The following is a 15,349-nucleotide window of genomic DNA, read 5'->3' as shown; positions in this document are numbered from 1 at the left end:
AGAATAATCATGAATAAGACAGCTGCAATCATTTCTGCCTGTGCGTTTACTTTTGCCCTGAGCGCCTGTTCTGGTAACAACTACGTGATGCATACCAACGATGGTCGTTCCATCGTTTCGGAAGGGAAACCGACAACCGATAACGATACCGGGATGATTTCGTATAAAGATGCGAACGGGAACAAGCAGCAGATCAACCGCACGGACGTGAAAGAGATGAAAGAGATCGAGCATTAACCGATCGCAGGCGAAAAAAAAGCACCGCAAGTTGGCGGTGCTACATTAATCACTATGGACAGACAGGGTAAATGTACAGGAAGTGAAAAATTGGTAGCGTTGCTACCGTGGTCTGAATCGCAGACCAATTGCAAACACAACAACACAACATCACAACCGTAAGCCAAAAGCCCTTCAGAACACGCATTCCGAAAAAAGCTCTTCGTTCCGGCTCAGGAAGTGCCGCCACTATAGGTATTTGCTGGTAGTTCCTCAACGGACAAATTATAATGGCTCAGATAAAAAAAACTAATAGGTTAAACGTTGTTTCCTATTTGTTAAATTCAGTTAACATCTAAGCCAGATAACCATGTCAAAGCGATTGCCACCCCTTAATGCATTACGCGTTTTTGATGCAGCAGCACGTCACCTCAGCTTCACCCGTGCGGCAGATGAGCTTTTTGTGACACAGGCCGCAGTAAGTCACCAAATCAAGTCTCTGGAGGATTTCCTGGGCCTTAAGCTATTTCGTCGACGCAATCGTTCATTGCTGTTGACTGAAGAGGGGCAGAGCTATTTTCAGGATATTAAAGAGATTTTTTCCCAGCTCACGGAAGCCACGCGCAAGCTGCAGGCCCGCAGTGCAAAAGGTGCCCTGACTGTCAGTTTATTACCCAGTTTTGCCATTCAGTGGCTGGTGCCAAGACTCTCAAGCTTTAACTCAGCTTATCCGGGGATCGACGTTCGAATCCAGGCGGTGGATCGTCAGGAAGACAAGCTGGCCGATGATGTGGATGTCGCCATTTTTTACGGTCGAGGTAACTGGCCGGGCTTGCGTGTCGAGAAATTATACGCAGAATATCTGCTGCCGGTCTGCTCGCCTCTGCTGTTAACGGGCGATAAAGCGCTGAAGACCCCCGCTGACCTGGCGCAGCATACGCTTTTACATGATGCCTCTCGCCGCGACTGGCAAACGTATACCCGTCAATTAGGTCTAAGCCATATAAATGTGCAGCAGGGGCCCATTTTTAGCCACAGTGCGATGGTGCTACAGGCTGCCATTCACGGGCAGGGCGTGGCGTTGGCTAACAACGTGATGGCGCAGTCCGAAATTGAGGCAGGCCGTCTGGTTTGCCCATTTAATGACGTACTGGTCAGCAAAAATGCATTTTATCTGGTTTGTCATGACAGTCAGGCAGAACTGGGTAAAATAGCCGCCTTCCGGCAGTGGATACTGGCAAAGGCGGCAAGCGAGCAAGAGAAATTCCGCTTCAGGTATGAACAATAACGTTTGTGTGCCGGGCACGCATTAATTCAGGACTTAAACATGACCAGCCGATTCATGCTTATTTTTGCCGCGGTGAGTGGCTTTATTTTTGTTGCACTGGGCGCCTTTGGCGCACATGTATTGAGCAAGTCGTTGGGTGCTGTCGAGATGGGCTGGATCCAGACCGGCCTTGAATACCAGGCGTTCCATACGCTGGCTATTTTCGGACTGGCGGTGGCGATGCAGCGTCGGATCAGCATCTGGTTTTACTGGAGCAGCGTTTTTCTGGCGCTGGGTACTGTGCTGTTCAGCGGCAGCCTCTACTGTCTGGCACTTTCACATCTGCGCCTGTGGGCGTTTGTTACACCCGTCGGCGGCGTCAGCTTCCTGGTGGGGTGGGTATTAATGTTTATCGGAGCTATCCGTCTGAAACGCAAGGGCGTTGTTCATGAATAAAGTTGTTTTATATTGTCGCCCGGGGTTTGAGAAAGAGTGCGCCGCGGAAATTACCGATAAAGCGGCGAAGCGCGACGTCTTCGGCTTTGCCCGCGTGAAAGAGAATGCGGGCTATGTGGTCTTTGAATGCTATCAGCCCGAAGATGCGGATAAGCTGGCGCGCGAACTGCCGTTTAGCTCGTTGATCTTCGCTCGTCAGATGTTTGTGGCGGGTGAGCTGTTGAAAGACCTTCCCCCGGAAGACCGCATCACGCCAATTGTCGGCATGCTGCAGGGCGTAGTGGAGAAGGGCGGCGATCTGCGCGTGGAAGTGGCGGATACTAACGAAAGTAAAGAGCTGATGAAGTTCTGCCGCAAATTTACCGTGCCGCTGCGCGCGGCGCTGCGTGATGCGGGCGTGCTGACGAACTACGAAACGCCGAAGCGTCCGGTAGTACACATCTTCTTTATCGCTCCGGGCTGCTGTTATGCCGGCTATTCGTATACCAACAATAATTCGCCATTCTATATGGGGATCCCGCGTCTGAAGTTCCCGTCGGATGCACCGAGCCGCTCAACCCTGAAGCTGGAAGAGGCCTTCCACGTCTTTATCCCGGCCGATGAGTGGGACGAGCGTCTGGCTAACGGTATGTATGCCGTCGATCTTGGCGCGTGCCCGGGCGGCTGGACCTATCAGCTGGTGAAACGCAATATGTGGGTATCGTCTGTCGATAACGGCCCAATGGCGCAAAGCCTGATGGACACCGGGCAGGTAACCTGGCTGCGTGAAGACGGTTTCCGCTATCGTCCGACCCGTAACAACATCTCCTGGATGGTGTGCGACATGGTTGAGAAGCCAGCAAAAGTGGCCGCGCTGATGGCCTCCTGGCTGGTGAACGGCTGGTGCCGCGAGACCATTTTCAACCTCAAGCTGCCGATGAAAAAGCGCTACGAGGAGGTCTCTCAGAACCTGGCCTACATCCAGGCGCAACTGGATGAGCACGGTATTAACGTGGAGATCCAGGCGCGTCAGCTGTATCACGATCGCGAAGAGGTGACGGTACATATTCGTCGCTGGTGGGCGGCCGTAGGCGGGCGTCGCGACGAGCGATAGCGCGCGCTTTGTTTTGCCCGGTGGCGCTGTGCTTGCCGGGCCAACAAAACCGTGAACCGTTTAACGCTCTAACCGCAACTGCTGCAAGTTCCCGTCCAGCTGTAAATCCGTCTGTAACGTCGCCACATCCCGACATATAAACGCCATCTCTTTGTGCGCCTCCAGCTTTTTGCGCCATTTTTCCGGCACGTCATCCAGCCTGGCGTATATCCCCTCCAGACTCTGAAAATCTGTCAGCAGCTGGGCGGCGCTCTTCGGCCCGATACCCGCGACCCCCGGTACCTTCGAGCTGCTAATCCCCGCCAGTCCCCAGTAGTCAGGCAGTTGATCTGGTGAGACGCCAAACTCGCTGGCAATAAATGGCGCGTCCAGCCAGCGTTTCTGGAAGTAATCGCGGATGCGGATGGTGGGAGAGAGAAGCTGGCAGTAGCCTTTATCCGTTGAAACGATAGTGGCCTGATGTCCGGCACTCGCTACCTTGACCGCAAGCGTCGCGGCCAGATCGTCAGCTTCGTTGCCGTGTGCGCCCCAGCAGGGAACGCCGCGTTGTTCAAAGGCCGCGCGAATAACGGGCATTTCGGCATGCAGGTCGTCCGGCATCGGCGCGCGTCCGGCCTTGTAGTCAGGGAGACGCTGGTGTCGCCAGCCGCTGTTCCGCGCTTCGTCATCAAACACCGCTACTGCATGGGTAGGTTCGCTATGGCGAATAAGCTGCTCCAGCGCGTGCAGGCAAGTGTCCTTACAGGGCGTGCCCTGTACCGCATGGATACGGCGAATCAGGTTGAGCGCGTCGACGATAAGTAAATGAACAGCCACAGATAATCTCCCTTAAAGCTAATGGGTAAAGGGTATCACTGTCAGCGGGTTGAAACGAATAGCGTGAGGGAAAACAGGAAGAAGCCTCGCAAAACGAGGCTTCCTGAGAGGCTTAATCGCAGGTCACGATCTTCATCGCCAGGCCGCCGCGAGAGGTTTCGCGGTATTTGGCGTTCATATCTTTGCCGGTTTCGTACATGGTTTCGATAACTTTATCGAGACAGACGCGCGGTTCGCTGGTGCGGCGCAGGGCCATACGTGCCGCGTTCACCGCCTTCACGGAGGCGATCGCGTTACGCTCGATGCACGGTACCTGTACCTGCCCGGCAACCGGGTCACAGGTCAGACCCAGGTTATGCTCCATGCCGATTTCCGCCGCAATGCACACCTGAGCCGGGCTCGCGCCCAGCAGTTCAGCCAGACCCGCCGCCGCCATGGAGCAGGCCACGCCGACTTCACCCTGGCAGCCCACTTCCGCACCGGAAATCGACGCGTTCATCTTATACAGAGAACCAATCGCGCTGGCGACCAGCAGGTAGCGCGCCAGAGAGTTGGCGTTGACCTCACGGATAAACTTGTCGTAGTACGCCAGCACGGCCGGAACGATACCGCATGCGCCGTTGGTCGGCGCGGTGACCACGCGGCCCCCTGCGGCGTTCTCTTCATTCACCGCCAGGGCAAACATGTTAATCCAGTCCACGACGGCCATGGGGTCGGTAGTCGTTTTGTCGGTGCTCACCAGCATACGGCGCAGCGCCGCCGCACGACGCGGTACGCGAAGCTTGCCAGGCAGAACGCCTTCGGTAGTGATCCCGCGCTCAATACCGCCGCGCATCACTTCCCAGACGTTGGTGAAGTGCTGTTCAAGTTCCTCTTTGCTGTGAAGGGCCAGCTCGTTTTTCATCATCAGACCAGAGAGGGAAAGCCCCGTCTCCTGGCAATGACGCTGAAGATCCGCCGCCGTTTTGTACGGATACGGCACTTCAACAGAAGAGGTACTGGTTTGACCAAAGTGGTCTTCGTCGACGATAAAACCGCCGCCGATAGAGTAATACGTCTGGCTGTAAACCGCTTTGTCGCCGGCCAGCGCGGTAATGCGCATGCCGTTTTCGTGCAGCGACAGGTTGTCCGCATGGAAATTCATGCAATGGTCAACCGGGAATTCAACCTCATGCTCACCGTTCGCCAGCAGCAAACGACCGTGGGTGTTCACATCCTGGATGAAGCCAGGGATCGCATCAATATCAACGGTATCCGGCAGGTTCCCCGCCAGGCCCATGATAATGGCGATATCGGTATGGTGGCCTTTCCCGGTCAGAGAAAGGGAACCGTAAACATCGACAACCACGCGGGTAACGTCATGCAAGATGCCGCGTGCAATCAAGTCGTCCGTGAACTGCTTACCGGCTTTCATTGGTCCGACGGTGTGAGAGCTGGAAGGACCAATACCGATTTTGAAGATATCGAATACGCTAATCATGATGCGTCCATTGCTTTCAGTCAGAGAGGGAGGAGTGCGCCGTCCGAAGACGGCGCGGGTGACAATCAGAACATGGTGTACAGGGAGTAGAAGATCGCAGAGATAGCGATAAGACCCATGATAACCACGAAGACATTACTCACATGGCCGCTGTACTTACGCATGGCTGGCACTTTCTGAATCGCATACATCGGCATCAGGAACAGAATCATCGCGATGACCGGGCCACCCAGCGTTTCAATCATACCCAGGATGCTTGGGTTCAGGGTCGCTACCGCCCAGGTGGTGAGCAGCATGAACAGCGCAGTGATTTTATTCAGCTTGCTGATTTCAATGCTTTTGCCTTTACCGCGCAGAGATTTAATCACCATACCGTTGAAGCCTTCGCGTGCGCCCAGGTAGTGGCCCAGGAAGGATTTGGTGATGGCGATCATCGCGATGATCGGTGCCATCCACGCAATCAGCGGTGCGTTAAAGTGGTTCGCCAGGTAAGACAGAATAGAGATGTTCTGATCTTTCGCTGCCGCCAGGTCTGCCGGGGAGAGGCTCAGTACGCAGCTGAAGACGAAGAACATCACGGTCAGCACCATCATGATGTGAGCGCGAGCCAGGATGCTGGAGCACTTCTTCTCAGCGCCATTACCGTACTCTTCACGTTTCGCCACCGCGAAAGAGGAGATGATCGGGGAGTGGTTGAAGGAGAAGACCATGACCGGGATTGCCAGCCACAGGGTCATCAGCAGGCCGTTACCGGTTGCAGACGCGCTGCTCAGGGACAGCGTTTCCAGTGCGGCACCGTTCCACTGTGGGATCAGGTAGCAGGCCAGCAGCATCAGTGCAGCGACAAACGGGAATACCAGCACGCTCATGGCTTTCACAATCATCTGCTCACCGAAGCGCACGATGGTCATCATGCCGACAATCAGGATCAGAGACAGGATGGCACGCGGTGGTGGCGTCATGTGCAGCTGGTGCAACATGAAGCTTTCAACGGTGTTGGTGATGGCCACGCTGTAAACCAGCAGGATGGGATAAATCGCGAAGAAGTAGAGCAGGGTAATCAGTTTACCTGCACCCACGCCGAAGTGTTCTTCAACAACTTCGGTGATGTCTTCGCCCGGGTTTTTACCGGACAGCACGAAGCGAGTCAGACCGCGGTGTGCGAAGTAGGTCATCGGGAAGGCGATGATGGCCATGATGATCAGCGGAATCAGACCGCCGACGCCTGCGTTGATAGGAAGAAACAGTACACCAGCGCCGATTGCTGTGCCGTAAAGGCCAAGCATCCACATGGTATCCGTTTTGCGCCAACCACTTCGGGATTCAATCGAAGCAACGGTGCTGGTTTGAGTGGTTTCCATCTATATCTCCTGGAGGAAGCAAATTGTCAGGTTTCTAGTCAAATCCGATGAAAAAGTGCCTGACGGTAATATGAAATTCGTTCAGTGACGGTTTTTTAATAATTTTCGCCCGTAACTATTGGCGGGCGGAAAGATACATTCTCGTTATGAATCTATCAGTGATCCTGATCCCAAATGCAATAATCCACTTATGAAGTGGGCATCTTTAGACCATTTATCTGTTAAAAAAACATCAAAGAGAATTTACGCGCGCGCAGGCTATCACCAACGACATGTAAGCTAAAAGGGCGGCCCGCGAGATAGGTGTCTTTTGCTGTAAAGAAATGGCTTTTTAGGATTTTCTGACGGGTAATTTAGATTAAGGCTGATAATTTGCGGTTGCTAATGCGAGGTAATCGTTTGCGTTTGCGGCGAGTTTGTTTAAGACATAAGTGATATCTATGAATTGATTCGGTAATAAAAAAGCCGGGACGCACAACAGGGCGTCCCGGCTTTAACGACAACAGACCAACCGTTACGTGCAGATTTCGTAGCACGGAATATAGGCTGATCCCGGCAACTTCATACGGTGTTGGGCCACAAAGCCCTGAAGCATGTCATCCATGCGACGCATCATCTCCCGGTCACCGTGGATCTTGTACGGACCATACTGCTCAATCGCGCGAATGCCCATCTCTTTCACGTTCCCCGCGACAATCCCGGAGAAGGCGCGACGCAGATCGGCAGCCAGCACTTCCACCGGCTGGTCCGGGTAGAGTTTGAGGTTCGCCATATTTTCATGGGTAGGCTCAAACGGGATCTGTAGATCGGGCGCAATACGAATTGACCAGTTGAAGCTGTAAGCATCGCCGGTATCACGACGATTCTCTTTCACCAGCGGCATCGCTTTTTTCATCTGACGCGCCACTTCCGCCGCGTCATCGATGATGATGCGGTAGTGACGACGCGCGGTTTCTCCCAGCGTATGCACGATAAACTCGTCCAGCACGCGGAAGTAGTCTGCGCTCTCTTTTGGCCCGGTCAGGATCAGCGGCAGAACCTGATCTTTGTTGGCCGGGTTCATCAGAATACCCAGCAGATAGAGCAGCTCTTCCGCCGTGCCCACGCCGCCCGGGAAGATGATAATACCGTGCGCGATACGGACAAACGCCTCCAGGCGTTTCTCGATATCCGGCATGATAATCAGCTCGTTCACCAGTGGGTTAGGCGGCTCAGCGGCAATGATTGACGGCTCGGTCATGCCGATAAACCGACCCTCTTTGTAACGCTGCTGCGCATGACCCACCGCGGCACCTTTCATTGGCGCTTCCATTGCCCCAGGACCACAGCCGGTACAGATATTCAGCTCACGCAGGCCAAGCTGCGTTCCTACCCGGCGGGCATAGAGATATTCGGTTTCGTTAATCGAGTGACCGCCCCAGCAGACCACCATGTTCGGGGCTTCGCCAACGTGCAGGGCACGTGCGTTGCGCAGAATAGAGAATACCAGGTTGGTAATATGGACCGAGCTTTCCAGATCGAGATGCTGGAAACGGCCTGCGTTGTGGATCTGCCCGTTAACAAACAGGATGTCACGCAGTACGGCAAACAGGTTGGCCTGAAGGGAACGAATGATACGCCCGTCAACAAAGGCCTCTTCTGGCGGGTTGATCACTTCCAGTTTCACGCCGCGCTCGCGGCGCAGCACGTTGATATCAAAGCTTTCGAAGCGGGACAGCAGTTCTTTACTGTTATCTGTCAGGCTTCCGGAGTTCAGTACGGCAAGTGAACAGTTACGAAACAATTGATACAAATCGCTGCTGGCCGTGCGTTTAAGCATGTCCACTTCCAGCTGCGACAACATATCCATTGAGCCAAGCGGGCTAATATGTGTAATCAAGTGAGCTCCTTATGGGACGATTATCGTCATTCCCTTTGATTACAATAGCCCTGGCGTGTGAGGTTTCACAACACTTCGGGCGGAATACCGCCCGCATATTGTGAAAAAATTTATATTATTGACGTACCAGGCGACCCGTCGCTGGCACAAAATCCGTGTTGGTGCGCCACGGGTTAATGTCCAGCCCACCACGTCGGGTATAGCGCGCGTAAACGCTCAACTTCTCTGGCTGGCAGAAACGCTGTATATCACTAAAAATACGCTCCACGCACTGCTCGTGGAATTCGTTGTGATGGCGGAACGACACCAGATAGCGCAGCAGCTTTTCGCGATCGATTTTCGGGCCGCGATACTGGATCTGCACCGAACCCCAGTCCGGCTGGTGGGTAATCAGACAGTTGGATTTCAGCAGATGGCTGACCAGCGTCTCTTCAACCACCTTGCCGCTCGCCGCGTTTTCGAGGTAATCGGCGCTGAATTCATAATTCTCCACCTCGATATCCTGATCGTCAATGCAGGTTCCGTTGAAGTGGGCGATCGGCTGCCCTTCCAGTTCGTGCAGGCGGTACAGCGAAACGCTGACATGACCCTGAGCACAGGCGGTTAAATCGCGTTCCAGCGTCTGCTGAACCTCATCCCAGTGATTAAATTTGGTCTGGTTGAAACTGTTGAGATAGAGCTTAAAGCTCTTGGATTCCACCAGATTCTGGCTGGCGTAATCCAGCTCAACGTGTCCGACCGCCACCTGCGGCAGGCCGCGCGCGTTGAGCCAGGAGATTTCATACAGCGTCCAGATATCGCCGCCCACGAACGGCAGCGCGTCCGCGTGCAATCCCAGAGGATCGCGGTTCAGGCTGCGCGGCACACCCTGCAGCAGGCTTGCATCGTAGGTATCGCGGTAATCGGTCGATTTACCCAGCGTTAAGCCGGTTAACGCCTGATGATTTTCGTAAGACATGTTTCATAGCCACTTTACAGGTACACTTATGGGCTGAGTTTATCCTGTCTTACAAGAAGAGAGAAATCGGTGGACATCGAAACTGCAAATGCCCTTACTACCTTCACGACCCGCTATTGCGATGCGTGGCATGAAAAGCATGGAACGTGGCCGCAAAGTGCTGAATTATATGGCGTACCGTCACCGTGCATTATCTCTTCTCAGGATGATTATGTTATCTGGCAGCCGAAGCCGAGTAACGCCGGGCAAAATGTAAATGCGGTTGAACGGGCTATGGAGATTGTGGTACAACCAGCGGTTCACGCGTTTTATGTCACGCAATTTGCAGGGGATATGCCCGCTCGCTTGGGTGATTTGACGCTGACGCTGTTGCAGACCTGGAGCGAAGACGATCTGCAGCGTGTTCAGGAAAACCTGATTGGTCATCTGGTCACGCAAAAACGCCTTAAGCTTTCTCCGACGCTCTTTATTGCTACGCTCGACAGTGACCTGGATGTGATTTCCGTCTGTAACCTGTCTGGCGAAGTGATTAAAGAGACCATCGGCACCCGCAATCGCGAGACCCTCGCCCCTTCACTTGCGGATTTCCTTACCCGACTTGAGCCTCTTCTGTAATCCATAATGCTACAGCGCGTGTGAGAGATCTCTTACAAGGTTTGTGAGAGATCGCTGGAACATTCAGTATTACCTCATTTAATTAAGATTAATATCACGCTGTTTTTCAATGGATTAGCTGTTTATCGCAGCTTTTATAGGGCTTTCTTACGTCTTACAACGCTCCCCTGGTGGGTTGTAAGACGAAGCGGAATAGCGGATTCTATCTTTGTCGACAGGACGCCGACACGAGAAACGAACATCAGGATGATGGCGTTTCTTACTCAGGACACGTCAGGATGACGCTGCAGGAAGGCTTCAGGATGAAGCAAAGGGATAACGCAGGACGCGTAAGGGACACCTCCAGGAAGGAGAACGAGAGCCGAACAGGACGGTCGGTGGGTCAGGAAGGCCAGGACGTTTCAGGATGAAACAAGCACGTCAGGAAGATGTGTGCAGGATGCGAAAGGTAGACGGATGACCAGCCCTTCGGGCATCAGGAAAAGTTGTCACGGATGAGCAGGGAGCACGAATTGTAGCTGGAATGCTGCGGAACGAACCGGGAGCACTGTTTTTACAGTGCTCCCTTTTTTTATTTCTGCCTCCCGCAATGCTATGCTGCGCGCCGTTCACTTTTTCAGTTGAGGTTACCATGACGCAACACGATAGCATTCGTGCTCAGTTGCACGCCATCGAAGCCCTTTTGCGCCAACATCAGCTGTGGCAAGAGACCGCGCCGCAGCCGGAAGCGTTCGCCAGCACCCAGCCATTTTGTCTGGATACCCTGGCCCCGTTCGAGTGGCTCCAGTGGGTGTTAATTCCGCGCATGCACGCGCTGCTGGAAGGCGGTCATCCGCTGCCGCAGGCGTTTGCGGTGTCTCCCTATTATGAAATGGCCCTTGAGGCGACGCACCCTGCGCGCGCGGTCATGCTGGTTGAGCTGGAAAAACTGGATGCCCTGTTTGCCGGTGAAGATGCATGAAGCTTGAGATCCTCTATCAGGACGAGTGGCTGGTGGCGGTGAATAAACCGTCTGGCTGGCTGGTGCACCGCAGCTGGCTGGATCGCGACGAGAAAGTGGTCGTGATGCAGACCGTACGCGACCAGATTGGTCAGCATGTTTTTACCGCCCATCGTCTCGACAGACCGACCTCCGGCGTGCTGCTGATGGGGCTTTCCAGCGAGGCGGGACGTCTGCTGTCTCAGCAGTTCGAACAGCACCAGATCCAGAAACGCTACCACGCGATCGTGCGCGGCTGGCTGACGGACGCCGCCACGCTCGACTATCCGCTGGTAGAGGAGCTGGATAAAATCGCCGATAAATTTGCCCGCGATGACAAAGGCCCGCAGCCTGCCGTGACGGATTATCGCGGCATGGCGACCACGGAAATGCCGGTGGCAACCAGCAAATTCCCCACTACGCGCTACAGCCTGGTTGAGCTTTTGCCCAAAACCGGGCGTAAACACCAGCTGCGACGCCATCTTGCGCACCTGCGCCACCCGATTATTGGCGACAGCAAGCACGGCGATCTGCGCCAGAATCGCAGCGCGGCCGAGCATTTTGGCTGTAACCGACTGATGTTACACGCCAGCGAGCTTAGCCTGACCCACCCGTTTACCGGCGAACCGCTGAATATCCGTGCAGGGCTGGACGATGTCTGGATGCAGGCGCTGTCACAGTTTGGCTGGCTGGGGCAACTCCCCGAAAATGAAAGGGTTGAGTTTGTATCTGGCAACGTTCAGGATGAACAGTAAACGCATTCATAGGGAAAAATATCATGGCTGAAGTAGGCATTTTTGTCGGCACTATGTACGGCAACTCACTGCTGGTAGCGGAAGAGGCTGAGGCTATTCTGGCAAGCCAGGGCCATAAAGCCACGGTCTATGAAGACCCGGAACTGGCAGACTGGGAAAAGTACAAAGATAAATACATTCTGGTGGTGACGTCCACTACCGGGCAGGGCGATCTGCCGGACAGCATCGTGCCACTTTTCCAGGGCATTAAAGACCAGCTTGGCTATCAGCCGGACGTTCACTACGGCATCATTGCCCTGGGCGATAGCTCTTACGCAAACTTCTGCGGCGGCGGTAAGCAGTTTGATGCACTCCTGCAGGAACAGAGCGCCCAGCGCGTCGGCGAGATGCTCCTGATTGATGCCGGTGAGCATCCTGAACCGGAAAGCGAATCGAACCCGTGGGTCGAGCAGTGGGCTACGCTCCTGAAATAGTTTTCCAGGCCGGGTCAGGCGAAGCCGCCACCCGGCAATACACTCCGCACCAAACCTCAATTCCGTGAACCACCTTCCACTTGCCTGGGCTTATGCCATAAACAACCGCTCGCACACCCTTTAATACTGTGTTTTTGCACGGTGAGAGAACGTGTCACTCCTTCATATACTTTTCCGGTCACTTATAAAACGGCTTCAGGCCGTACCAAAACGACAAAACACATCTCATTCTGATTACCCTACCGGTGCTGTACAGAATGAACCAGGCGAAAGCTATGTTTCAGGAGTGCAACAATGAGTACATTAAGCCACGCAGCGAGCAGCGCTGAGAAGCGCACGAATGCCCGCTACTGGATAGTGGTGATGCTGTTTATCGTCACATCCTTTAACTATGGTGACCGCGCCACGCTGTCGATTGCCGGCTCTGAAATGGCAAAAGATATCGGCCTTGATCCGGTGGGCATGGGTTACGTTTTCTCCGCATTCTCATGGGCCTACGTCATCGGGCAAATTCCAGGCGGCTGGCTTCTGGACCGTTTTGGCTCTAAACGTGTCTATTTCTGGTCCATCTTTATCTGGTCTGCATTTACCCTTTTGCAGGGCTTCGTCGATGTTTTCAACGGTTTTGGCATTATCGTCGCGCTCTTTACGCTGCGCTTTCTGGTAGGTCTGGCAGAAGCGCCTTCCTTCCCGGGGAACAGCCGTATTGTCGCGGCCTGGTTCCCGGCGCAGGAGAGGGGAACGGCGGTGGCGATTTTTAACTCTGCCCAATATTTCGCCACGGTGATCTTCGCACCCATTATGGGCTGGCTGACGCACGAAGTGGGCTGGTCGCACGTCTTCTTCTTTATGGGCGGGCTAGGGATCATCATTAGCTTCGTCTGGCTGAAAGTGATCCACGAACCGAATCAGCATCCTGGCGTAAACAAGAAAGAGCTGGAGTACATTGCGGAAGGTGGTGCGCTGATCAACATGGATCAGAAGTCCGGGAAAGCAAAAGTCCCGTTCAGCCAGAAATGGGCGCAGATCAAACAGCTTGTCGGTACGCGGATGATGATCGGCATCTATCTGGGCCAGTACTGTATCAACGCGCTAACTTACTTCTTCATCACCTGGTTCCCGGTGTACCTGGTGCAGGCGCGGGGTATGTCGATCCTGAAAGCGGGGTTTGTGGCTTCGGTCCCGGCGATCTGCGGCTTTATCGGTGGCGTGCTCGGCGGGGTGATATCCGACTGGCTGATGCGACGCACCGGATCGCTGAACATCGCGCGTAAAACGCCGATTGTGCTCGGCATGCTGCTCTCCATGACCATGGTGTTCTGCAACTACGTCAGCGCCGAGTGGATGGTTATCGGCTTTATGGCGATGGCCTTCTTCGGCAAAGGCATTGGCGCGCTGGGCTGGGCGGTGATGGCGGATACCGCACCAAAAGAGATCAGCGGCCTGAGCGGCGGTCTTTTCAACATGTTCGGCAACATTTCCGGGATTGTTACGCCAATCGCGATTGGCTACATCGTTGGTACGACGGGGTCATTCAACGGTGCACTGATCTACGTCGGCGTGCATGCGCTGGTGGCAGTCCTGAGTTACCTGGTGCTGGTGGGGGATATCAAACGTATTGAACTCAAACCCGTAGTGGAGCGTGGCTGATGACAACGCAATCAAGCCCCATCGTGACTGAAATGAACGTTATTCCCGTGGCCGGGCAGGACAGCATGCTGCTCAATATTGGCGGCGCGCACAATGCGTGGTTTACCCGCAATATCGTGGTGTTGACTGATAGCGCAGGAAATACTGGCGTGGGTGAGGCACCTGGTGGGGAGGTGATCTACCAGACCCTGGTCGATGCCATTCCGCAGGTGGTGGGCCAGGAGGTTGCCCGCCTGAACAAGGTGGTTCAACGGGTGCATAAGGGCAACCAGTCGGCAGATTTTGATACCTTCGGTAAAGGAGCCTGGACGTTTGAGCTGCGCGTCAACGCGGTAGCCGCGCTGGAGGCCGCCCTGCTTGATTTACTGGGTAAGGCGCTGAATGTGCCGGTCTGCGAGCTGCTGGGGCCGGGCAAACAGCGTGATGCCGTCACCGTGCTTGGCTATCTATTCTACGTGGGCGATCGCACGAAAACCGATCTCCCCTATCTGGCGCAATCACCGGGTAACCACGACTGGTATCAGTTGCGCCACCAGAAAGCCCTTACCCGCGACGCGGTGGTCCGCCTGGCCGAGGCGGCTCAGGATCGCTACGGCTTCAAAGATTTCAAGCTCAAGGGTGGCGTGCTGCCCGGTGAGCAGGAGATTGAAACCGCCCGGGCGTTGAAAAAACGTTTCCCGGAGGCGCGTATCACCGTTGACCCTAACGGCGCCTGGCTGCTGGAGGAAGCCATCAGCCTGTGCAAAGGTCTGGGAGACGTGCTGACCTACGCAGAAGACCCGTGTGGCGCGGAGCAGGGCTTCTCTGGCCGTGAAGTCATGGCCGAATTCCGCCGTGCCACTGGCTTACCGGTCGCCACCAATATGATTGCCACTAACTGGCGCGAAATGGGTCATGCGGTGATGCTGAACGCCGTCGATATTCCGCTGGCGGACCCGCACTTCTGGACGCTCTCCGGCGCAGTGCGTGTGGCGCAGCTGTGCGATGACTGGGGACTGACCTGGGGCTGCCACTCCAACAATCACTTCGACATTTCGCTGGCGATGTTCACCCACGTTGGTGCCGCGGCACCTGGAAATCCGACCGCTATCGACACCCACTGGATTTGGCAGGAAGGCGAAGCCCGCCTGACGAAAAATCCGCTGGAAATCAAAAATGGCAAGATTGCTGTACCCGATGCGCCGGGCCTGGGCGTGGAGCTTGACTGGGATCAGCTTCATAAAGCCCACGAGGCGTATAAAAAGCTACCGGGCGGTGCGCGTAATGACGCAGGCCCGATGCAATACCTTATTCCCGGCTGGACATTTGACCGTAAGCGCCCTGTTTTTGGACGTCACTGATAAAAGGATTA

15 protein-coding genes are annotated in these 15,349 nt (G+C 54.7%); 10 read left to right on the top strand and 5 right to left on the bottom strand.

Features of this window, described 5'->3' with window-relative positions; translation table 11 throughout:
• Positions 1-9: 9 nt before the first annotated feature.
• From ACOTY9_RS12245 to rlmM, 4 genes are all read left to right on the top strand, one after another.
• Positions 10-237 carry a YgdI/YgdR family lipoprotein gene (locus ACOTY9_RS12245; RefSeq protein ID WP_008499648.1) on the top strand — a complete coding sequence of 76 codons (228 nt, stop codon included), beginning with the start codon at positions 10-12 and terminating at the stop codon, positions 235-237.
• Positions 238-586: 349 nt separating this feature from the next.
• On the top strand, positions 587-1,504 hold the full coding sequence (gcvA, locus tag ACOTY9_RS12240) for a glycine cleavage system transcriptional regulator GcvA (RefSeq protein ID WP_014885066.1): 918 nt from the start codon (positions 587-589) through the stop codon (positions 1,502-1,504).
• Between the two features lie 39 nt (positions 1,505-1,543).
• A complete protein-coding gene (locus ACOTY9_RS12235) occupies positions 1,544-1,939 on the top strand; it encodes a DUF423 domain-containing protein (RefSeq protein WP_014885065.1) in 396 nt (131 codons plus the stop codon).
• Entirely contained in the window at positions 1,932-3,032 is a 1,101-nt protein-coding gene (gene rlmM, locus ACOTY9_RS12230; protein ID WP_014885064.1) for a 23S rRNA (cytidine(2498)-2'-O)-methyltransferase RlmM, read from the top strand. The genes ACOTY9_RS12235 and rlmM overlap by 8 nt, the downstream gene beginning before the upstream one ends.
• A 60-nt stretch (positions 3,033-3,092) precedes the next feature.
• Here rlmM and xni read toward each other — a convergent pair whose 3' ends face one another.
• The 5 genes from xni to queF form a co-directional block, all read right to left on the bottom strand.
• The gene (gene xni / locus ACOTY9_RS12225) at positions 3,093-3,848 is read right to left on the bottom strand and encodes a flap endonuclease Xni (protein ID WP_023337708.1); all 756 of its coding nucleotides are present in this window, start codon (positions 3,846-3,848) and stop codon (positions 3,093-3,095) included.
• Positions 3,849-3,960: 112 nt separating this feature from the next.
• Complete coding sequence (sdaB, locus tag ACOTY9_RS12220) at positions 3,961-5,328, bottom strand: L-serine ammonia-lyase II (RefSeq protein WP_045331980.1); 1,368 nt, start codon at positions 5,326-5,328, stop codon at positions 3,961-3,963.
• Positions 5,329-5,393: 65 nt separating this feature from the next.
• A complete protein-coding gene (locus tag ACOTY9_RS12215) occupies positions 5,394-6,689 on the bottom strand; it encodes an HAAAP family serine/threonine permease (protein ID WP_014885061.1) in 1,296 nt (431 codons plus the stop codon).
• A 514-nt stretch (positions 6,690-7,203) separates the two neighbouring features.
• Positions 7,204-8,568, bottom strand: coding sequence for a nucleotide 5'-monophosphate nucleosidase PpnN (ppnN, locus tag ACOTY9_RS12210; protein WP_014885060.1), 1,365 nt, complete (start codon positions 8,566-8,568; stop codon positions 7,204-7,206).
• A 115-nt stretch (positions 8,569-8,683) separates the two neighbouring features.
• On the bottom strand, positions 8,684-9,526 hold the full coding sequence (gene queF / locus ACOTY9_RS12205; protein ID WP_023331208.1) for an NADPH-dependent 7-cyano-7-deazaguanine reductase QueF: 843 nt from the start codon (positions 9,524-9,526) through the stop codon (positions 8,684-8,686).
• 69 nt (positions 9,527-9,595) lie between these two features.
• On the opposite strand from queF, the gene syd reads away from it, so the two are divergent.
• The 6 genes from syd (at position 9,596) to ACOTY9_RS12175 (ending at position 15,338) form a co-directional block, all read left to right on the top strand.
• Entirely contained in the window at positions 9,596-10,141 is a 546-nt protein-coding gene (gene syd / locus ACOTY9_RS12200; RefSeq protein ID WP_014885058.1) for a SecY-interacting protein, read from the top strand.
• 631 nt (positions 10,142-10,772) lie between these two features.
• The gene (locus ACOTY9_RS12195; RefSeq protein ID WP_014885057.1) at positions 10,773-11,102 is read left to right on the top strand and encodes a YqcC family protein; all 330 of its coding nucleotides are present in this window, start codon (positions 10,773-10,775) and stop codon (positions 11,100-11,102) included.
• Positions 11,099-11,875, top strand: a complete 777-nt coding sequence (gene truC, locus ACOTY9_RS12190) for a tRNA pseudouridine(65) synthase TruC (RefSeq protein WP_048997114.1) — start codon at positions 11,099-11,101, stop codon at positions 11,873-11,875. The genes ACOTY9_RS12195 and truC overlap by 4 nt, the downstream gene beginning before the upstream one ends.
• A gap of 23 nt (positions 11,876-11,898) precedes the next feature.
• A complete protein-coding gene (locus ACOTY9_RS12185; protein WP_023337703.1) occupies positions 11,899-12,348 on the top strand; it encodes a flavodoxin in 450 nt (149 codons plus the stop codon).
• Between the two features lie 294 nt (positions 12,349-12,642).
• A complete protein-coding gene (locus ACOTY9_RS12180; RefSeq protein ID WP_050862135.1) occupies positions 12,643-13,998 on the top strand; it encodes an MFS transporter in 1,356 nt (451 codons plus the stop codon).
• A complete protein-coding gene (locus ACOTY9_RS12175) occupies positions 13,998-15,338 on the top strand; it encodes an enolase C-terminal domain-like protein (RefSeq protein WP_348565884.1) in 1,341 nt (446 codons plus the stop codon). Before ACOTY9_RS12180 ends, ACOTY9_RS12175 begins: the two co-directional genes overlap by 1 nt.
• Positions 15,339-15,349 lie beyond the last annotated feature (11 nt).

The organism is Enterobacter cloacae complex sp. SHL012 (assembly GCF_049237505.1).
Classification (GTDB): domain Bacteria; phylum Pseudomonadota; class Gammaproteobacteria; order Enterobacterales; family Enterobacteriaceae; genus Enterobacter; species Enterobacter kobei.
This window is presented reverse-complemented; position numbering and strand designations above follow the sequence as displayed.